General features: G+C 68.2%; 15 protein-coding genes. 7 read left to right on the top strand and 8 right to left on the bottom strand.

Annotation, left to right across the window (positions count from 1 at the left end; all coding sequences use genetic code 11):
* Positions 1-150: 150 nt before the first annotated feature.
* From VLF18_RS14985 to ubiK, 3 genes are all read right to left on the bottom strand, one after another.
* On the bottom strand, positions 151-1,371 hold the full coding sequence (locus VLF18_RS14985) for an alpha/beta hydrolase (RefSeq protein WP_325280440.1): 1,221 nt from the start codon (positions 1,369-1,371) through the stop codon (positions 151-153).
* 81 nt (positions 1,372-1,452) lie between these two features.
* Positions 1,453-2,418, bottom strand: coding sequence for a hypothetical protein (locus tag VLF18_RS14980; protein ID WP_325280439.1), 966 nt, complete (start codon positions 2,416-2,418; stop codon positions 1,453-1,455).
* A 467-nt stretch (positions 2,419-2,885) separates the two neighbouring features.
* On the bottom strand, positions 2,886-3,143 hold the full coding sequence (ubiK, locus tag VLF18_RS14975) for a ubiquinone biosynthesis accessory factor UbiK (RefSeq protein WP_325280438.1): 258 nt from the start codon (positions 3,141-3,143) through the stop codon (positions 2,886-2,888).
* A gap of 243 nt (positions 3,144-3,386) precedes the next feature.
* Here ubiK and VLF18_RS14970 point away from each other — a divergent pair, with 243 nt between their 5' ends.
* A complete protein-coding gene (locus tag VLF18_RS14970; RefSeq protein ID WP_325280437.1) occupies positions 3,387-3,725 on the top strand; it encodes a P-II family nitrogen regulator in 339 nt (112 codons plus the stop codon).
* 162 nt (positions 3,726-3,887) lie between these two features.
* Here the strand turns inward: VLF18_RS14970 and VLF18_RS14965 are convergent, their stop codons facing one another.
* Positions 3,888-6,254 carry an ATP-binding protein gene (locus VLF18_RS14965; RefSeq protein WP_325280436.1) on the bottom strand — a complete coding sequence of 789 codons (2,367 nt, stop codon included), beginning with the start codon at positions 6,252-6,254 and terminating at the stop codon, positions 3,888-3,890.
* Positions 6,251-7,456: an EAL domain-containing response regulator gene (locus VLF18_RS14960; RefSeq protein WP_325280435.1), complete on the bottom strand. Its 1,206-nt coding sequence runs from the start codon at positions 7,454-7,456 to the stop codon at positions 6,251-6,253. The genes VLF18_RS14965 and VLF18_RS14960 overlap by 4 nt, the downstream gene beginning before the upstream one ends.
* Before the next feature lie 488 nt (positions 7,457-7,944).
* Between VLF18_RS14960 and gltB the strand changes: the two genes are divergently transcribed.
* The 4 genes from gltB to VLF18_RS14940 all read left to right on the top strand — a co-directional run bounded on the left by gltB (position 7,945) and on the right by VLF18_RS14940 (position 15,411).
* Entirely contained in the window at positions 7,945-12,402 is a 4,458-nt protein-coding gene (gltB, locus tag VLF18_RS14955) for a glutamate synthase large subunit (protein ID WP_325280434.1), read from the top strand.
* On the top strand, positions 12,399-13,823 hold the full coding sequence (locus tag VLF18_RS14950; protein WP_325280433.1) for an FAD-dependent oxidoreductase: 1,425 nt from the start codon (positions 12,399-12,401) through the stop codon (positions 13,821-13,823). Before gltB ends, VLF18_RS14950 begins: the two co-directional genes overlap by 4 nt.
* 124 nt (positions 13,824-13,947) lie before the next feature.
* Positions 13,948-14,247 carry a hypothetical protein gene (locus VLF18_RS14945; RefSeq protein WP_325280432.1) on the top strand — a complete coding sequence of 100 codons (300 nt, stop codon included), beginning with the start codon at positions 13,948-13,950 and terminating at the stop codon, positions 14,245-14,247.
* A 9-nt stretch (positions 14,248-14,256) separates the two neighbouring features.
* Positions 14,257-15,411, top strand: coding sequence for a DUF2167 domain-containing protein (locus VLF18_RS14940; protein WP_325280431.1), 1,155 nt, complete (start codon positions 14,257-14,259; stop codon positions 15,409-15,411).
* A gap of 93 nt (positions 15,412-15,504) precedes the next feature.
* Here VLF18_RS14940 and VLF18_RS14935 read toward each other — a convergent pair whose 3' ends face one another.
* Positions 15,505-16,218, bottom strand: a complete 714-nt coding sequence (locus VLF18_RS14935) for a 2OG-Fe(II) oxygenase (protein WP_325280430.1) — start codon at positions 16,216-16,218, stop codon at positions 15,505-15,507.
* A gap of 70 nt (positions 16,219-16,288) precedes the next feature.
* On the opposite strand from VLF18_RS14935, the gene VLF18_RS14930 reads away from it, so the two are divergent.
* Together VLF18_RS14930 and VLF18_RS14925 are read left to right on the top strand one after the other, a co-directional pair.
* Positions 16,289-17,572: an acetyl-CoA C-acetyltransferase gene (locus tag VLF18_RS14930; RefSeq protein ID WP_325280429.1), complete on the top strand. Its 1,284-nt coding sequence runs from the start codon at positions 16,289-16,291 to the stop codon at positions 17,570-17,572.
* A 101-nt stretch (positions 17,573-17,673) separates the two neighbouring features.
* Positions 17,674-18,828 (top strand): RDD family protein, encoded by a 1,155-nt coding sequence (locus VLF18_RS14925; RefSeq protein WP_325280428.1) that lies wholly within the window; start codon positions 17,674-17,676, stop codon positions 18,826-18,828.
* A 73-nt stretch (positions 18,829-18,901) separates the two neighbouring features.
* Here VLF18_RS14925 and VLF18_RS14920 read toward each other — a convergent pair whose 3' ends face one another.
* Positions 18,902-19,480 (bottom strand): YkvA family protein, encoded by a 579-nt coding sequence (locus tag VLF18_RS14920; protein WP_325280427.1) that lies wholly within the window; start codon positions 19,478-19,480, stop codon positions 18,902-18,904.
* 168 nt (positions 19,481-19,648) lie between these two features.
* On the bottom strand, positions 19,649-20,563 hold a 915-nt coding region (locus tag VLF18_RS14915), incomplete at its 5' end, for a phospholipase D-like domain-containing protein (RefSeq protein WP_325280426.1).

Here is a 20,563-nt window from a genome sequence, read left to right as displayed (position 1 = left end):
TCAAGCCGTTCCCGCAAAACGTGTGCTCGGCGAATTCGTCCAGCGGCAATCGTGAAAGCAGGCCGTTCCGGCTGACGGCCGCCGCCGATTCGATCCCTGCGCGGCTGACCGACTTTCGGCAGCCTGAACAACACTGGCGATCCGCACGCGCTACCTACCGGTACGCAGGAACTCGCAGATGTCGTCCATGGCCTTCCTGGCTTCCGGAAACTTTGGCGAGAACACTGGGTAGCAATGCACCATTCCGCGCCCGACATGCAGGCGGACGCGGACACCCGCTTCGCGCGCCTTTTCGGCCAGACGCGTTGAGTCACTCAGCATGGATTCCCGTTCGCCCACGTGGATCAGCAGCGGCGGCAACCCGCGTTGATCGCCGTACAAAGGCGAAATCATCGGATTTCGCGGATCCTGGCCGGCGCAATAGTGGTGTGCGAATACGTGCCACGAGCCGGCGGGTGCCAGCGGATCCGGACGCTGGTAGGTCTCGCCGGTGCACGTCAAGTCCGTCCACGGCGACATGACTGCCGCTGCGGCCGGCAGGGGCATGCCGCGATCCCGCAATGCCAGCAGCGTGGCGAGCGCAAGCCCGCCACCGGCCGAGTCGCCAAGAAGCACGATGTCGTCGCTTGTTTCACGCGCCAGCAGCCAGGAATAAGCCGCCAGCGCGTCTTCCAGTGCTGCGGGAAACGGGTGCTCGGGCGCGAGGCGATAGTCGAACACCAGTGCCGCCAGACCGCTGCCGGCGACGAAGTTCGCGACTGCAGGGCGATGGGAAACTCGCGAACCCATCACGTAGCCGCCGCCGTGGAAATACAGGATCACACGCGCGCCATCGACCGGTGGACGTACCCATTCGGCCGCGATGCCGTCGATCGAGACCGGCGCCACCTCGATGCCGCGCGGCAGACTGCCAAAGCGCGCGGACGATTTGTCGGCACGCGCGCGCAATGCCGCAATCGACGTCGTTCGATCAACGACGGGGCGGCGCAGTTTTCCGCGAAAAACGTGCCTGTACTTCAGCAGCAGCAGAAAGAGGTGACTACGCAGGCTGTTCATTGCGGGACCCAATTGCTCGCGACCGCGCACGATGCGCCAGGGAGGATGAGTCCCGCAACCGGGCTCGCCGGTCGCGCCACCTTGGACTGACCGCTCGTCCGGTGCGCTGAAGTCCCGCAGGCGCATACCAGAATGCGGTGTCGCGCCCGGCGCGTCCATGGCGTCCAGCGCATCGCTCGTGCTCGTGGCGCGTACTTGGATCTCCGGCGCGGCCAGGATGTCTTTTGCACTGCCGGCGCCCTGTACCGGAGAAGGCGCAAACCAGAATATCGAGGCGCTGGCCGTGCCCGGCGCGGCTTCGGAATGCGCGTCCATGACGGCACCGCGCACCGAACGCGAAGCAGGCCGGCGCGGCCAGATCGAGCCCGTCGCTTCCGCTTTCGCGGCTGCGGGCCGCTAGTAGGCCGGTTTCAGATAGGTGATCTGGATCGCACCGCCCGTAACGTAGCCCGCGCGCTGGTTGTTGCAGGTGCCTGCATCGCTGCGTTCGTCGCAATACTTCGTGCCGTCGGGTCCGACGATCGGTGCATAGGCGGTGCCGCCGGGCGTCTTGCAGGCCGCTGGATTGCCCGTGGCGAGCGGCGCTTTCTGCGGTGCGGCGCAGCTCGGCGACGGATTGGGATATCCCGAGTTCGCGAGGCTGCCGTTGCAGTTCGTCGCGGCCCATCCGAACACGCCGGGCTTGTTCGCGTTCTTGCCAAGCGCGTCGTTCTGCGCGGTGCTCGTCGCCGCCGGCCAGCCGGGACCGCTCGTGGCGACCTTGATGATCGAGTTGACGCCGTTGACGGCACTGATGTCGGTGTCGTCGGCGTTCGCGCAGGTCGAGCCGATCGAACCGTTCACGCCGAAATTGATCGACGCTTCGGCGAGATTGCTCGCATTCGGAAACACGCTGTTGCTGCAGCCGTTGTTGTTCGTGAAACCGTCATTGGCCGGCGTGAAGAAGAAGTTGAACGTGACCGCCGCGCTGCAGTTCGCCGTGCCACAGCTGAAGGTCTGCGGCGTGTAGGTGATGGTCTCGCCCGCGTCCATCGCATACGAGCCTTTGTCGGTGACACCCGGAACGAGCGTGAAAGTCACCGTCTTGCCGGCGACGCTCGAGGTGAACGCGAGGCGCGCATCGCTGAGGCTCGTGATCTGCGTGCCGAGATTGCTGCAGCCGGCCGGCGGCGTCGCCGGCGGCTGTCCCAGCACGAGGTTCGCGTACACCGTCGTGGCGGCGCTGTTGGTTACGGCCACGCCGGTCGGCGACGCGTTGTTCTGCAGACTGTTCGGCGAGCCCGACTGGGCCGACGCGACGCCGGTCGAAAGCAGCAGGGCGGAAGCGAGAAAAAACGGTGCGTGAAGATCGATGAGCGGCATGGACACTCCCCTGATGGCAATGGGAAACACACGTGAATCGTCCGGCCGCGACGACGGCAGCGATCGACGGCGCAACGGATGCCGTGCGGTCTCGCGACCGGCAGAAGCTACCTGTGGATTTCGCGGCGTACAAGCGTGGGGATGGGAATCGGGAATGGAGCGTGGAGAATCGAGAATCGTAGGAAGCAAAAATGCAGAAGTAGCGCTTCGACGGTTGGGAGACGCGAGGTGTGCGACGGTAAACGGCGCATGAAAGAGCAGGAGCGCCAGCGCCGCGATGCGCCGACGATTCCCGGTTCCCGATTTCCGATTCCCGCCCAAAGGTGGCCATCCCTGGCCGGGCTCCGCCGTCCGAGCGGCTCGGGCGGCGGACTCCAAACGGACGCGCAGCGGGTTCCCCGCCGCCGCGTGTCGGCAGTCGATCGTGGAAGTGGGCGAGGGTGCGCCGCGGTAGGGCGCGCAGGCCGCTAGTGGCGCGGCGGCTGCAGTTGCGTTTCGAGGTCGGCGACGCGCGCTTCGAGTGCTTCGACCAGTTCGCGCGTGCGCAGCAGGACAGCGCGCTGGACATCGAATTCGTCGCGCGTGACGAGGTCGAGCTTGCGCAGGCCGGCACGCAATGCGTCGCGCACGTTGTCGGCGATATCGGCGCCCGCGGCGCCGACGCCGGACGGAATGAGGTCGGTCACGCGGCGCGCGAGTTCGTCGAGGGTGCGGGCGTCGATCATGGGAATCTCCGAAAAGCGGTCCGGTGCTCGCGGACGGGCGGCGAACCCGGGGCCGGCATCAGGCCGGCACAGCGGCGGCTAGTGTAGCCGAGGAGGCGCCGGCGAACGCTCGGAAACGGCTGGTTCGCAGCTCGGAAATCTCCGAGATGGCCGCGTCCGGCAGCGCGCCGGCGCGTTCGGCGGTTCGGCTATAGTCGCGGCGACGCGCCGCCCGCGCACCGCTCCATCGCAAGGATTCCTGCCATGAAAATGATCACGGCCATCATCAAGCCGTTCAAACTCGACGACGTGCGAGAGGCGCTGGCCGAGGTCGGCGTGCAGGGCATTACGGTGACCGAGGTCAAGGGTTTCGGCCGGCAGAAGGGCCATACCGAGCTCTACCGCGGCGCCGAGTACGTCGTCGACTTCCTGCCGAAGATCAAGCTCGAGGTCGCCGTCAGCGCCGACATGTGCGACCGCGTCGTCGAGGCCATCATGCAGTCCGCCAACACCGGCAAGATCGGCGACGGCAAGATCTTCGTCTATCAGCTCGACCAGGTACTGCGCATCCGCACGGGCGAGGCGGATGCGGAGGCGCTCTAGCGAGTAACCGGGGAAAGAACACCGGTAGGAACTGGCGAACGCGCGCGTGCTGCGCCTTCCGCCTGCTGCTTTCTCTGGTTCCTGCCACCTCCTTTTCTCTACTTTCTGCTCACGGTCAGCGCCGCTTCCCGCCGTCTCGGGTTCTTACGAACAGCGCTTCCTCTAGTTTCCGGTCTCCAGGCCCGCCAGCGCCGCGCGCAGCGGCGCAAGATCGGGCGTTCCTCGCCCATCGGCCGTGCGCAATTCCTGTTCGACCGCGGCGACGCAGTCGGCGAGTTCGACCGCGCCGACGAGCCGCGCCGCGCCCTTGATCCTATGCGCTTCGCGGCCGGCGGCAGCGCGGTCGCCGCGGGCCAGCGCCTGTTCGAGCGCGAGCAGGTCGCTCTGCGCGGTCGCGACGAATTCGTCGAGCAGCTCGCGGGCCTGCTGCGCGTCGCCGCCGGTGATTTCGTCGAGCACGCTGCGATCGATCCGGCCCGGCAACGCCGGAAGCGCATCGTCCGGGCCGCGTGCCGCGTCGTCGGGAAACGGCACGTGCGGCAGCCAGGCGCGCAGCTTCGCGGCGAGTTGCGCGATGCTCACGGGCTTGCCGAGGAAGTCGTCCATGCCCGCGGCGATGCAGCGTTCCGCTTCGCCCTTGGTCACGTTCGCGGTCAGCGCGATGACCGGCGTGCGGGCGCGCGCTTCGCGCCGTTCGGTCGCGCGGATCGCGCCGGTCATCGCGTAGCCGTCCATGCGCGGCATGTGGATGTCGGCCAGCACGAGCGCGAAGCGGCCGGTGCGCCAGTGCTGCAGGCCTTCCTCGCCGTCGTCGGCGCTGAGACAGGCATAGCCCGCCTTGGCGAGCTGGCGCGCGATGACGTCGCGGTTGGTCGGATGATCGTCGACGAGCAGGATCAGGCTGCGTTCGCGCTCCGCATCCTCGACGCTCGGCGCGGCGCGCTGCGGAAAGCGCGCGGCACGGCGCGGCTGCGCGGCTTCGACGACGAGTGAGTCGGCGCTCGCCGTCGGCAGCGCAAGCACGAGGCTGACCGACGTGCCTTCGCCGAGCTGGCTGCGCAGGCCGAGTTCGCCGCCCATGGCCGCGGCGAGGCGCTGGCTGATCGCAAGGCCGAGCCCGGTGCCGCCATAGCTGCGCGCCGTGCCGGCCTCGGCCTGCGCGAACGGCATGAACAATTTGTCCTGCTGCTCCTGGCCGATGCCGATGCCGCTGTCATGCACGCGCAGCGCGAGCGTCTGCGTCGCGTCGTCGTCCATGAGCTTTTCGAGTTCGATGCGTACGCCACCCTTGTGCGTGAACTTCAGCGCGTTGGACAGCAGGTTCGACACGATCTGGCGCAGCCGCAGCGGGTCGACGACATGCGCGGCGGCGACATCGGGATCGACGGCGAGCGTCAGCGACAGGCCGCGTGCCGACGCCACGCCGAGGAAATTGTTGACGGTCTGTTCGAGCAGTCGGCGCAGGTCGGTCGGCGCGTTCGCGATCTCCAGCCGGCCCGCCTCGATCTTCGAGAAGTCGAGGATGTCGCCGATGATCTGCAGCAGCGCCTGCGCCGAGGTGTCGATGACGTCGACGCAGCGGCGCTGTTCCGTATCGAGGTCGGTATGCGAGAGCAGTTCGAGCATGCCCACCACGCCGATCATCGGCGTGCGGATTTCGTGGCTCATCGCCGCGAGGAATGCGGTCTTCGCGCGGTTGGCCTCGGTCGCGAGCGCCTCGGAGTGGCGCAGTTCCACTTCGTTGCGCGCGAGCGTCTCGCGCATCTCGACGAAGGCCTGCGCGACCTGGCCGAGTTCGCCGCGCGGCCATTCGCCGATCGGCGTGGCGTAGTCGCCGGTGCGCGTCGCGTGGGCGAGCTGCACGAGTTTTTCGACACCGCGATAGATGTGCCGCAGGATGCGCCGGCCCGCGGCGAACACGATCGCGAACGCGAACAGGCTCAGCGCGACGCGCCAGAAGCCGATGCGCGCGGTGCGCCGCGCGTCGGCGTCGAGATTGCCGTTCGCGGTGATCATCTGCAGTTCGGACAGGAATTTCAGACGCGTCGTGACGGGATCGATCGCGGGATACAGTTCGGTGTCGGCGAACCGGCCGAGGTCATCGATGTTCTGCGATTTCAGGATCGCGCGAAGTTTTGCCGCGGCGCGGTCGGCGCTCTCGCGCTGGCGGCGGATGTCGTCGACGAGCGCCTTCTGCACTTCGGTGAGATTCGTCGCGAGCAGCTTGTCCCATTGATCCTGGATGCGCTCGGACGCGCGGTCGATGACCTCCACGCCCTGCTCCCAGCCCATGAGGCTGTTGCGCACGCGGAACGCCGTGTCGACGACGTCCATGCCGTAGGCGTCGGAAATGCTCTTGACGTAGCGCAGGCCGGCCAGCGAGTCCTCGCGCACGCGCGTGATCGTCGCAACCGTCGCGCGCTCGTTGATGGTGTCGAGCACGAGCACGGTGATGCCGGTCACGAGCAGCAGGCCGAACAGGCCCTGCAGTTGCTGGCGGATGCTGAGCTTGAGCAGGCCCGGCTTCATACGGAGATCTGCGGCGACCTCCAGTGGCGGACCTGCTCGACCAGCGCCGCTCCGGAGACCGCCGGGCCGATCAGATAGCCCTGCGCGTAGTCGCAGCCGAGTTCGGCCAGCATCTGCCAGTCGTCGACGGTTTCGACGCCTTCGGCGACCGTGTCGAGATCGAGCTTGCGCGCGAGTTCGAGGCTGGTCTCGACGACCGCGCGCTTGCGCGGCTGGCGCACCGCACCGGTGACGAAGCCCTGGTCGATCTTGAGTTCGGTGAACGGAATCTGCGAGAGCTGCGACAGCGAGGAATAGCCCGTGCCGAAATCGTCGATCGCAAGACCGAAGCCCTTGAGGCGCAGGCGCGCGAGCACATTGAGCGCGCTCGCCGCCTCGCCCATGACCGAGCCCTCGGTCACTTCGAGCACGACGTCGCGCGTGCGCACGCCGGCCTGCTGCACGATCTGCTGGTAGCGGTCGGCCGTGTCGACGCGCGCGAGATTGAGCATCGAGACGTTGACCGACAGGCGCAGGTCGAGACCCGCGGCAGCCCAGCGCGTGCGCCAGCGGCAGGACTTGCGCAGCATGCTTTCGGTCAGCGCGTCGATGAGTCCTTCGCGTTCGATCTGCGGCAGGAACTGCGCGGGCAGCAGCACCTGATCGCCGCGGACCCAGCGCGCGAGCGCCTCGACTGCGACGACGTGGCCGCTCGCGATCGACACCTGAGCCTGGAACCAGGGCTCGATCTCCTCGGCCTCGATTGCCGCGACGAGGCTGTCGCGGTCGATCTCGACCGGCGCGAGAAAACCGTGCTCTTCGGGTTCGTTGTGGAAATGCGCCAGCACTTCCAGCAGCTTGGCCGCCGTCAGCGGTTTTTCGACCGCGCCGAGCACGCGCAGTCCCGAGGCTCGCGCCATGGTCTGCACGGTGTTGAGCAGCGCCGGGTCGAGCGCGGAAAGCACCACGACCGCGCGCGCGAGCCGGCGGCTCGCGACATGGCCGATGAGTTCGATGCCGTCCATCTCGGGCAGGTCGAGGTCGACGAGCAGCACGTCGGGCTTTTCCTGCAGCGCGAGCATGCGCTCGAGCGCCTCGCGGCCGTGCGCCGCCTCGAACGCGCGCTCGATGCCGAGCCCGGCCAGCAGACGCAGCGCAATGCTGCGCTGGAAGCTGTGGTCCTCGACGACCATCACCGACAACTGAGCGATCCGCGTAGTCATCCGGCCCCCCGTCCCGTGGCCGCCCGACTGTACCGCGAACGCCCGCATTCCGGGTGACACGCCGGCCGCGATACAGCGACTTCGCAGGACCGCATCCGGCAAAAGCGCGCGCCGCTGCGCGGTTCCGCCGCGCCGCGATGCGGCAATGCTTATTTGTGGAATACGCATCGTCTCGGCGCATGCCCGGACAATTCGATGGATTGCTCGGGTCGCTTCTGCGAAGTGTCGGCAACGACGGCGAGTTTGGTTATTTGACGCATCGCAGCATCTATGTTTGATTCGACGTCGTAGCTCGTTAATGCGCTGTAACAGCCGCCGGCGTCGTCACGACGTGCGGAAGAGGCAGCCGGATCGCGACCGTCGCCTCGGCGCGTCGGCTCCCTGCGCAGCAGCGGGCTCTGCACCGGGTGCGAAGGACTGCGCCACCCAAGCACGCCGCGGGCGATCGCACTGGATCGATGCGCACGCGGCACCGCCAGGATTGCAGCATGACGCGACGCAACACGCCGCGCCTGTACGACCCCGCTTTCGAACACGACAGCTGCGGCTTCGGGCTCATCGCGCAGATCGGCAACCGGCCGAGCCGCTGGCTCGTCGATCAGGCATTCGTCGCGCTTGCGCGCATGGCGCATCGCGGCGGGGTCAACGCGGACGGCGTGACCGGCGACGGCAGCGGCATCCTGCTGTATCGCGCGAACGACTGGCTGCGCGCACTGGCCGCCGACGCCGGCATCGCGCTCGGCGCGCGCTTCGCGGCCGGACTCGTGTTTCTCGATCGCGACCCGGCCGCCGCCGCCGCGGCGACCGCGACATTCGAGCGCATCGTCGCCGAGGAAGGACTCGCGTTCGCGGGCTGGCGCGACGTTCCGGTCGACGCAACGGCCTGCGGACCGCTGGGCAAGGCGCATGCGCCGCGCGTCGTGCAGGGCTTCGTCGAACCGATCGCGCAGGCCGGCGAGGCGGCCTTCGAACGCGCGCTGTTCCGTGCGCGCCGGCGCGCCGGCCATGCGCTCGCCGACGATCCGAGCTTCTACATCGTGAGCCTGTCGGCCGCGACGATCACCTACAAGGCGATGACCGCACCGGGTGCGCTGCGCGCGGCGTTTCCCGACCTCGCGCATCCGGCGCTCGCCGCGAGTGCGGCGGTGTTCCACCAGCGCTTCTCGACCAACACGATGCCGAAGTGGCGGCTGGCGCAGCCGTTCCGTCTGCTCGCGCACAACGGCGAGATCAACACGATCCGCGCGAACCGCACCTGGGCCGCGGCGCGCGCCGTGAAGATGGTGTCCCCGCTCGTCGAGCTGTCGGACATCGGTCCGCTGGTCGGCGCGAACGGCTCGGATTCGCAGAGCCTCGACGAAATGCTCGACGTGCTGCTCGCCGGCGGCGTCGATCTGCTGACTGCGATGCGCATCCTCGTGCCGCCGGCCTGGAACGCGCGCGAGACCATCGACGAGGACCTCGAAGCGTTCTACGAGTATTACGCGCTGCACAGCGAGCCCTGGGACGGCCCGGCCGGCCTCGTCATGTGCGATGCGCGCTACGCCGCCTGCACGCTCGACCGCAACGGCCTGCGCCCGACGCGCTGGCTGACGACCGACGACGACCATCTCGCGATCGGCTCGGAAGCCGGCATCTGGGACATCGCCGACGAACGCATCGTCGCGAAGGGCCGCCTCGGTCCCGGCGAAATGGTCGCGGTCGATCTGGTCGAGGGCCGGCTGCTCGACAACGGCGCGATCGACGCCATCAACCGCGCGCGCGCGCCGTTCAAGCAGTGGCTGCGCGACGAGATGACGTATCTCGAATCGCATCTGATCGATCCGGCGCTGGCCGCCGAACCGTTCACGCCGGACATGCTCGCGCGCTTCCAGAAGCAGTTCGCGCTGACGCGCGAGGAACGCGACGTGGTGCTGAAGACGCTGGCCGAGGACGAATCCGAGGCAACCGGTTCGATGGGCGACGACACGCCGATCGCGGTGCTGTCGCAGCAGTCGCGGCCGCTGTACGAATATTTCCGCCAGGCCTTCGCCCAGGTCACGAACCCGCCGATCGATCCGCTGCGCGAGCGCCTGGTCATGTCGCTCGTCACGCAGATCGGCCGCGAGGGCAACGTGTTCGCGCTGACGCCCGAGAACGCGCGTCAGGTGATCCTGAACTCGCCGATCCTGTCGCAGCGCAAGCTGCGCCAGATTCTCGCGCTGCCGCAGGCGCAGGGCGCGCAGGTGAAGCTCGACCTCTACTATGACCCGGCGATCGGACTCGAACGGGCGATCCGCGATCTGTGCGGGGCCGCCGAAGACGCCGTGCGCAGCGGCGCGCTGATCGTGCTTCTGTCGGACCGCTATCCGGTGCCGGGCCTGCTGCCGATCCATGCGCTGCTCGCGACCGGCGCGGTGCACGCGCACCTGCTGCGCCGGCAGCTGCGCTGCGACTGCAATTTGCTCGTCGAGACCGGCACCGCGCGCGACCCGCATCATTTCGCCTGCCTGATCGGGTTCGGCGCGACGGCGGTCTATCCGTATCTCGCCTACCAGACGCTGTTCGACATGAACCGGCGCGGCGAGCTCAAGGGTCTCGAAGGCGAGCCGCCGTCGGAGATCGGCCGCAGCTACCGCCGCGGCATCCGCAAGGGCCTGCTCAAGATCATCTCGAAGATGGGCATCTCGACGATCGCCGGTTATCGCGGCGCGCAGCTGTTCGAGATAGTCGGGCTCTCGCGGGAAGTCGTCGACCTGTGCTTCCCGGGCGCGCCGTCGCGCATCGGCGGCGCGGACTTCGCCGACATCGAGGCCGAATACCGCGCGCAGCTCGCCGCCGCGCGCGATCCGAGCTACGCGTTGCCGCCGGGCGGATTGTTGAAAGCCGTACCCGACGGCGAATACCACATGTATAACCCGGCCGTGGTCGGCAGCCTGCAGGCCGCCGTGCGCACCGGCGATGCGAAGCGCTACCGCGACTACGCCGCGCACGTGAACGGCCGCGCGCCCTCGGCGCTGCGCGATCTGTTTGCGCTGCAACCCGCCGGTCCGGCACTGCCGCTGGAGGAGGTCGAACCGGTCGAGGCCATCCTCGCGCGCTTCGATTCCGCGGGCATGTCGCTCGGCGCGCTGTCGCCCGAGGCGCACGAAGCGCTCGCGACGGCGATGAACCGCCTCGGCGCGCGCTCGAATTCCGGCGAAGGCGGCGAGGATCCCGCGCGCTACGGCACCGAGCGCAGCTCCAAGATCAAGCAGGTCGCCTCGGGTCGCTTCGGCGTGACACCGGCCTATCTCGTCAGCGCCGAAGTGCTGCAGATCAAGATCGCGCAGGGCGCCAAGCCCGGCGAGGGCGGCCAGCTCCCCGGGCACAAGGTCAACGGCCTGATCGCGCGACTGCGCTACGCCAAGCCCGGCATCGGCCTGATCTCGCCGCCGCCGCATCACGACATCTATTCGATCGAGGACCTGGCCCAGCTGATTCACGACCTGCGCGAGATCAATCCGCGCGCGCTGATCTCGGTGAAGCTGGTCTCGCACGCGGGCGTCGGCACGATCGCCGCGGGTGTCGTGAAAGCCGGCGCGGATCTCATCACCGTGTCGGGCCACGACGGCGGCACCGGCGCGAGTCCGCTGACCTCGATCCGCTACGCGGGTTCGCCCTGGGAACTCGGCCTCGCGGAAACCCAGCAGACGCTGACGATGAACGGCCTGCGCGACCGCGTGATCGTGCAGACCGACGGCGGTCTGAAGACCGGGCTCGACGTGCTCAAGGCCGCCGCGCTCGGTGCCGAGAGCTTCGGCTTCGGCACCGCGCCGATGGTCGCGCTCGGCTGCAAGTTCCTGCGCATCTGTCATCTCAATTCCTGCGCGACCGGCGTGGCGACGCAGAACGAAGTGCTGCGCCGCCAGCACTTCATCGGCATCCCGGAGATGGTGCAGAACTATTTCCGCTTCGTCGCCGAGGAAACGCGCGAGCTGCTCGCGAGCCTCGGCCTGCGCAGCCTGCGCGAGGCGGTCGGCAACGTCGCGCTGCTGCGCCGGATCCAGGGCGTGACGCGCAAGCAGAACGAACTCGAACTCGACGGCCTGCTCGACGCGACCGCGCCGGCCGCGCTCGACGTCTGCGGTCCCTGCGTGCCGCCGCCGGCGCCCGGCGGCCTCGCCGCGCGCATGGTCTCGGACACGGCCGCAGCGGTCGCGGACGGCAAAGGCGGCGATTTCCACTATGCGATTGCCAATACCGACCGCTCGATCGGCGCCCGCCTGTCCGGCGAGATCGCACGTCGCTGGGGCGACGCCGGCCTCGCCGACGCGCCGATCGCACTGCATCTCACGGGCAGCGCCGGCCAGAGCCTCGGCGCCTGGAACGCGAGCGGCCTGCACATCCTGCTGCGCGGCGAAGCCAACGACGGCGTCGGCAAGGGCATGCACGGCGGGCGCATCGTCGTGCGCGCCCCGGAAACCGCGCGCTATGCGAGCCAGCACAGTGCGATCGTCGGCAACACCTGTCTCTACGGCGCGACCGGCGGCGAGCTGTATGTCGCCGGCCGCGCGGGCGAACGCTTCGGCGTGCGCAATTCCGGCGCGCTCGCGGTCGTCGAGGGCGTCGGCGACCACGCCTGCGAATACATGACCGGCGGCGCCGTCGTCGTGCTCGGCCAGTCGGGCCTGAATTTCGGCGCGGGCATGACCGGCGGCTATGCCTACGTGCTCGATCTCGAGCGCGAGTTCGTCGATCGCTACAACCACGAACTCGTCGACATCCACCGCATTTCGCTCGAAGGCATGGAAAACCACCTGCAGCATCTGCGCGCGCTGCTGCGCAATCACATCGAGGCAACGCAGAGCGCGTGGACGTCGCGCCTGCTCGGCGACTTCCGCGACGTGCTGCACAAGTTCTGGCTGGTCAAGCCGAAGGCCGCGAGCCTCGACGCGCTCGCCGAAGCCCTGAGGCGCGCCGCATGAGCGACAAGACGTTTCCGTTCCTCAAGTTCCACCGCGCGCTGCCGCAGGAAGTGCCGGTGCCGATCCGCGTGCTCGGCTACGGCGAGATCCACGGCGGCTTCGCCAACGGCGACGCGGGCGACCAGGCCGCGCGCTGCATCGACTGCGGCAATCCGTATTGCTCGTGGGGCTGCCCGCTCGCCAATCGCATTCCGCAGTGGCTGCAGCTCGTGCGCGACGGGCGCATCGAAGACGCCGCGTCGCTGATGCACGAGACCAATCCGCTGCCCGAGATCTGCGGCCGCGTCTGTCCGCAGGACAGGCTCTGCGAAGGCGACTGCACGCTCGAACAGGGCGGCTTCGGCGCGGTCACGATCGGCAGCATCGAACGCTGGGTCACCGACGAGGCGCTGCGCCGCGGCTGGCGGCCGAGCCGGCACACCGAGGAACGCAGCGGCCGGCGCGTCGCGATCGTCGGCGCGGGACCGGCCGGTCTCGCCGCCGCCGACCGGCTGATCCGCGCCGGCGTCGACGTCGACGTGTTCGACCGGTACGAGGAAATCGGCGGGCTGCTGACCTTCGGCATTCCGGCGTTCAAGCTCGAGAAGTCCGTCGTGCGCACGCGCCGCGCCGTGCTCGAGGAACTCGGCGTCGCGTTCCGGCTCGGCGTCGAGATCGGCCGCGACCTGCCGTTCGCCGCGCTCGTCGACGGCTACGACGCGGTGTTTCTCGCGACCGGCGCCTACACCTCGGTCGACGCTCAGCTGCCCGGCGCGGAACTCGACGGCGTCTATTCGGCGCTGCCGTTCCTGATCGCGAACACGCGGCGGCTGCTCGGCATGACCGCGGGCGACGTCGCGATGCCCGACCTCGCCGGCAAGCGCGTCGTCGTGCTCGGCGGCGGCGACACCGCGATGGACTGCGTGCGCTCGTCGATCCGCCTCGGCGCGCAGCGCGTGAGCTGCGTGTATCGGCGCGACGAGGCGAACATGCCGGGCTCGCGCCGCGAAGTGAAATATGCGCGCGACGAAGGCGTGGAATTCATCTTCCAGCGCCAGCCGCTCGCGATCCTCGGCGACGGCCGCGCCGACCGCGTGCGCGTCGCGCAGACCGAACTCGTTGCCGGTCCCGGCGGACGCGCGCACAGCCGCGTCGTGGCCGGCAGCGAACAGGACCTCGCCGCCGACGTCGTGATCCAGGCGTTCGGCTTTCTCGCGAGCCCGCCGGAGTGGTGCGCCGAGCACGGCATCGCGGTCGACGCGAGCGGACGTCTCGTCGTCGGCGGTCCGGGCCGTGCGCGCCAGCAGACGACGAATCCGAAAGTGTTCGCCGGCGGCGACATGGTGCGCGGGGCCGATCTCGTCGTGCGCGCGGTGCTCGACGGCCGCGAGGCCGCGCGCGCGATCCTCGCGCAGCTCCAAGCTGTGACGGCGTCGACATAGTCGCTTGCGGCACTGCGGGACGCCCCGGAGAATCGGCGGTCTCTCCGGGGGGCCGGTCTTGCAGGGTCACGATTTCATGCGGGCAATGTGGATGTTGGCAGGATGGCTCGCGGCCGCATGTGCCGTGGCCGCAGGGCCCGACGAAGCGAAGGTCGAGCAGCTCATGAACGCGCCGGCCGCGCCGGTCAAGCCGGCAGCGCCGTCGAAGGCGGACAAGAAAGCCGCGGCCGCCCAGGCCGAGAACGACACGGTCACGAGCCTCGTCGGCCAGCGCGTCGCCGTCGAGACGCGCCAGCGCGGCGTCTACATCGGCACGCTGACCGCGGTCACGCGCGACGCGGTCACGCTGCTGATCCAGCTGCCGTCGCGCGATCTCAGCTACTCCGTGCCGCGCGGCGACATCGCCGCCGTCACCGCTCGCTGAGGCCTACCCATGAAGATCATGCTGATCGGCTATGCGCTGTCGCTGATGTTCGTGCTGCTGATGGTCGTGCGCGTGTGGCGCGCCAGCGCGCTCGACGGCATCCTGACCCTGCTGCTGCCGTTCTATTTCATCGTCGCGATGATCAAGTACTGGAACGAGCCGGATCACAACATCCGCTTCCATGTACTGGGCATGCTCGTCTGTTCGGGCATCGCCTACTACGGCGCGACGCGCGTGGCGAAGGACATGCTCGGCACGCCGGAGGAGCGCCAGGCGCTCGTGCAGGCGATGCGCGAGGACGGCGACAAGCTCACGCCCGAACAGGAAAAGGGTCTGCTCAGCGACGATCCCGAGGTCGTGCTGAGGACCATGCAGCAGATCGAAGAACAGAACGGCGGCGTCGAGTATTCCGACGAGTCCGGCCCTGGCGGCGAAGCGGCGGTCGACACGCAGCCGCGCGACGCCGAATTCGACAACCCGCGCCCGGTCGCCGCGCAGGAACGACCGGTCGAAACCCTGAGCTATGCCGAAGCCGCGCGCCGCGCCGTGTTCAATCGCGGCACCTACACGCGCGACGCGATCGGCGTCAGCATCGACGTGCCGTCGAAATTCCGCCTGATCAGCGCGACCGACGCGCGCCGCCTCGACCAGTCGCGAGGCCGCACCGAGGATCCGCGCGGCCTCGCCTGGATCATCCACGAACGCCTGTCGCTCGCCGATCCGGACGCGTGGCACGTGACCGCACGCTGGCACAGCGACGGCTGGGTCGGCGCCGCACCGCTCGACGGTCCCGCGCTGCTCGACGCCGCGCTCGCGAACAAGACACCGGCACCGCGCGTGATGACGAGCCAAGGCGATCTGGTCGGCTACGCGGCGGCGCCGCAGTTCGACGGCCAGGTGATCGACTGGGTCGAGGAACGCGTGCTCGCCAATTCCGACGAACAGGTCGTCGACTGCCACGCCGTGCGCCTGGGCCGCCGCGGCGTGCTCGAATTCAGCATCGTCGGCATGCCGACGAAATCGACGGCGCTCTGCCACGAAACCGTGCGCCTGATCGCCCAGCGCTCGAGCTTCCTGCCCGGCAAGGAATATCCGCCGGCCGCGCCGGCCGAAGGCTTGCGCGCGTCGTACACGATCGCGGCGTTGGCGTCGCACGCGCGTTGAAGGAGGAAAGCGTGTAGAGGCGTGAGAAAAAAGCAAAAGCTAGCCGAGGCAGCTCTTGCCGGTTTCCCGCTCCCCTGCACTCTTTCTCGCTTTTTACGCGTTGTACCCTTTATACAAAGTCCCATGCGCCTCCCGGGCTTCCCCGGCCGGGCGCCGGGTCGTGTAGTAATACAGCGCGATCGACTGGCGGTAGACGCCGTCGGGGGCGGCCCAGGGGTTCGGGTGGCCGTGGAAGGTGTCCGAGCGCGTCGCGAACACGACCGCGCGGTTGAACAGCGGCTCGACCGTGCGCACGCGGCGCGTACCGGTCGTGTCCCAGAGTTCGAGCTCGCCGCCGTAGCCGTGCTGCCAGTGCGGGCTCAGGTAGATCAGCAGATTCAGGCGCCGGTGCGCCTGCAGGCCTTCGTGCCAGTTGAAGTCGGCGTGGATGCCGAGATGATCGCCCTGGCGGCTCAGATGGATGCCGCCGCCGACGAGGCCCGGATCGGGCAGCAGGTGATCGATGCCGCTCAGGCGTTCGAGGAAGCGGATGAACGGCCCGGAATTGAGGTCGTGGATCGCACGGCGCAGTGCCGGCGGAAAACGTACTTCGTCGGACGAACCGAGCTTGACCTCGTAGCCGACCGCGCCGAAGCGGTCCCAGGACAGGCGGTCTTCCGGTTTCGGAAACGCGCCGGCGATCTCGTTCACGGCCGCGGGCTTCAGGAAGTTTTCGAACACGGCGTGCGGATACGGGTCGGCGTCGCGAAACGCCGCCGCATCCGCGGCCAGCGACTCCAGCCTGTCAAGATCGAAAACGTACGGCATAGAATAAGCAACTACCGTGAAACGTCTGATGATAGCAGGCGCTTCCCCCTCAGCCGCAGGAAGGCGAATCGTGAGCAGCAGCAAGCAACGCGTAGGCATCATCGGCGGGGTACGCATCCCCTTCTGTCGCAACAACACGGCCTATGCCGACGTCGGCAACCTCGGCATGTCGATCAAGACGCTGGGCGCGCTCGTCGAGAAGTTCGGCCTGCACGGCGTCGAACTCGGCGAAGTCGCGATGGGCGCGGTCATCCATCATTCGTCGGACTGGAACCTCGCGCGCGAGGCGGCACTGTCGTCGGGCCTCGCGCCGACCACGCCGGGCATCACGATGGCACGCGCCTGCGGCACCTCGCTCGACACGGCGATCCACATCGGCAACAAGATCGCGATGGGCCAGATCGAGGCCGGCGTCGCCGGCGGCTCGGACACGACCAGCGACGTGCCGATCGTCTACGGCCGCAAGCTGCAGCAGCGCCTGCTGTCGGCGGCGCGCGCGAAGACTCCGCTCGACAAGCTCAAGACCTTCCTGAGCGGCTTCAGCTTCAGCGAACTCAAGCCGCATTTCCCCGGCGTGGCCGAACCGCGCACCGGCAAGTCCATGGGCGATCACTGCGAGCTCATGGCCAAGGAATGGAAGATCTCGCGCGAAGACCAGGACAAGCTCGCCTGGGAAAGCCACCAGAAAGCCGCCGCGGCCTATCAGCGCGGTTTCTACAAGGATCTCGTCGTACCGTTCCGCGGCGTCGAGCGCGACAACATCCTGCGTCCCGAGACCACGCTCGAGAAACTCGCCACGCTGAAACCGGCCTTCGACAAGACTTCGGGCCAGGGCACGCTGACCGCCGGCAACTCCACGCCGCTGACCGACGGCGCGTCGGCCGTGCTGCTGGCCAGCGATGCCTGGGCGCAGGCACGGGGACTCGCGGCGCAGGCCTATCTGACCTACTCGAAAGTCGCCGCGGTCGATTTCGTCCATGGCGAGGGGCTGCTCATGGCGCCGACCGTTGCCGTCGCGCAGATGCTCAAGGACGCCAACCTGACGCTGCAGGATTTCGACTTCTACGAAATCCACGAAGCGTTCGCGGCGCAGGTGCTGTGCACCCTGCGCGCCTGGGAAAACGCGGACTATTGCAAGAATCGCCTCGGCCTCGACGCGCCGCTCGGCAGTATCGATCCCGCGAAGATGAACGTGAATGGCTCGTCGCTCGCGCACGGCCATCCGTTCGCGGCGACCGGCGCGCGCATCGTCGCGAACCTCGCCAAGCTGCTCGAGGAAAAAGGCAGCGGCCGCGGCCTGATCTCGATATGCACCGCGGGCGGCATGGGCGTCACCGCAATCGTCGAGCGCTGAAGGCGCGCCTGGCGCGTTCGGTTCGGGTTGCGCGAGCGTTCTGAAACGGTAAAGTCGGGCCAGCGCGCCGGCCCGGCGTGCCTGCATCCACGGGGAATTTCATGCAGAACACCAAACACGCCTTGGTGCTGACCGGCATTGTGCTGCCGGGTCACGCCGCGGAAACGGTCTGGCCGGCTTTGGCCAGTTATTTCCGCATGGAGCCGGACAACGTCAGCACCAAGCTCGTGCCGCGGGCACCGGTCACGCTGAAGGAAAGCGACGACCTCGGCAAGCTGCAGGGCCTGCAGGACGGACTGCGCAGCATCGGCGCCGACAGCGAGATCCACGTGCTCGACGACCGCGGCAGCCTGTTCGCCGTGATCGGCGGCAAGCCGCGCGGGCCGATGCCGCACACCTTCGTCGAAAGCAAGGTCGCGACCGGCGACTGGTCGGGAAATGTCGAAGTGACCAAGGTCGGCGAGAGCAGCTGGGGCGCGTTCAGCCGCCTGGGCGCACCCGCCGCAGCCGCGCCGCCCCCGCCCCCGCCGCCGATGGCAGCCGCACCGCCGCCGGCGCCGCGTCCGAGCGTGCCGCCGCCGAGTTTCTCGATGCCGTCCTCGCCCGCGGAAACCGCGGTGATGCCGCCGGCCATGCCCGCCGCCGATCCGTATGCCTCGCCCTATGCCGCGCCCGACGCGCCGCTGGTCCGCGGCGGCGACATGATCGAAGCCGGCATGCCGCTGCCGGCCGGCGACGCGATCCATGCCGGTTTCTGGCGCCGCTTCGCCGCCTACACGCTCGACAATTTCATCCTGATCATTCCGGCGATCCTGCTGAACCTGATTCCGCTGCTCGGCATCCTGCTGTTCTACGTCGGCCGCTGGCTGTATTTCGCGCTGATGGAAAGCGGCCCGAACCAGGCCACGCTCGGCAAGCAGGCGTTCGGCCTCAAGGTCACCGACGACTACGGCCAGCCGATCTCGTTCGCGCGCGCGACCGGCCGCTTCTTCGGCGGCGCGGTGTCGAACATCATCCTGTACATCGGCTACATGATGGCCGGCTTCACCGAGCGCAAACAGGCGCTGCACGACCTCATGGCCAACACCTGCGTCGTGTTCAACACGGTCGAGCCGGGCCAGGAGCACGAGCTCGAGCGTCCACCGATGCCGTGGTACGGCTGGGCGCTGAACATCGGCGTGTTCGTACTCAGCGGCATCATGATCATCGCGTGGTTCGTGGTCATGGCCTCGCTGATGAACAGCTACGGCCGCTGATCGACACGCGTCGGCCGCAACGAAAAAACCCCCGGCAAGCCGGGGGTTTTTCGTTGCTCGCCAGGCGAGGCGATCAGCCGAACTTGAACAGCGCCGGCTTCCACGAACCGCCGCTGCCGCTGTAGGAATCGCGGCGGCGACGACGCATGCGGTCCTGCAGTTCCTCGCGGCGGCCTTCGAGCCAGCGCGCGCGTTCCACTTCGTGGCTGGCCGGATCGATGCCGAGGCGGGCGGCTTCGGCGTTGCGGAAATCGCAGAAATCGTCGTACGCGTCGAGTTCGTGCTTCAGCTCGCGCACGCAGAGCTCGATCATGATCGCGTCGTCGAGGAAGCCGAGCACCGGCACGGTGTCGGGGATCACATCCTTCGGATCGGCGAAATAGGTCAGCGCCGACAGCACGCGGGTCTTGTCCTCGTCGGGCAGCGCCCAGCCGGCGTCGTGGACCATCGCGATCATCGCGTCGAGCTTGGCGAGACGCTCGGCGATGAAGTGCGGAACCGCGACGCTGTGGGAGTCGGCGAGGAGCTTGCGCGCCGCATCGGTGATCTGCTGCGCGCTGAGGTGCTTGGTTTCCTCCTGCGCCTTCTTCATGCCGTCGATGAAGTGCTGCAGATCGGCATCGCCGAGTTCGATCGTGATGGTCAGAGACATGGCTGGTCTTCGGGTAGGCGGAGATTTCGCAGACTAGCCAGTGCGGGGTCGCGGCGTCAATTCAACGTTGGCGCGCTGCGCAGCGGCGTCACGCGCGCGCGCCGGTGTCCTGCCGCAGTAGCAGACCCGCACGCCGGAACGGACGGAAATGACCCGGCATACGGCCGCTCAGAGAATGCCGACGAGCCCCGCGCCGAACGCCGTCACGATCCTCGTGTAGATGCTTTTCAGCGGCAGGTTCACGCCGGGAAAGTCGCCGACGGCCTCGTAGCACTCGTAGAAGCGCGGGTCGTTCGTGCGCAGCGGCTCGCAGCCGGGCTTTAGCTCGAAGCTCGTCGCGTAGCGGAACGGCCAGAAATCGAACAGCGGCAGCGCGGTGGAGAAGTCGTTTATCGCATTGTTGACGCGCTCGACCAGCAGCGGCCGCGGCCGCCGCGCGATGACCCAGGCGTTCTGCGGTTCGGTATCGCGCAGCACCGACGCGCGCAGCGCCTGTGCAAACGGCTCGTCGTGAATGATGAAGCCCGACTCGGTGTTGTAGTTGTCCGAGCGCGGATCGAAATTGTGCGAGCCGATCAGGCTGATCCGGCCGTCGATGACGATGGACTTGGCGTGCAGGCCGATGCGCGGCCCGTGGTTCTCGCCGACCGGGGCCGGTGTGAAGTCGCCCTGCGGCGGGTTCGCGCGCGCGCCGCCGAGCGCGACGTAGTCCTGGATCATCTGCGGCGCGTCGCCGGGAAACGGCTTGAATTCGTGGATCTCGAAGCCGAGATGCTTGATGTATCTTTTTTTATACTTGTGCGAAAGCGCGTAGACGTAGAACGCGTCGGTCGCGGCCAGCGAGTTCGTCGACACGATGACGCGCAGGTCCGGCACGCGTTCGCGCAGGTCGCGGAACACGCGCCGCGCCGGGCGGCTGATGACGAGGTAGGGCGTCTGCAGCACGATTTCGCGGCGCGCGCCGCCGAGCAGGTCGACGATGAGCCGGGTCAGGGCCTTGTCGGCAGGATTCTCCGGCTCCAGCGGCTTGTTCGGCGAATCGGAAAAATAGTCGACCTTGGCGACGCGAAAGCCATGCACGAC

This window comes from Tahibacter sp. (genome assembly GCF_035481375.1).
GTDB lineage: Bacteria > Pseudomonadota > Gammaproteobacteria > Xanthomonadales > Rhodanobacteraceae > Tahibacter.
The sequence above is the reverse complement of the archived record's forward strand: the minus strand, read 5'-3'. Positions and strand labels throughout refer to the sequence as shown.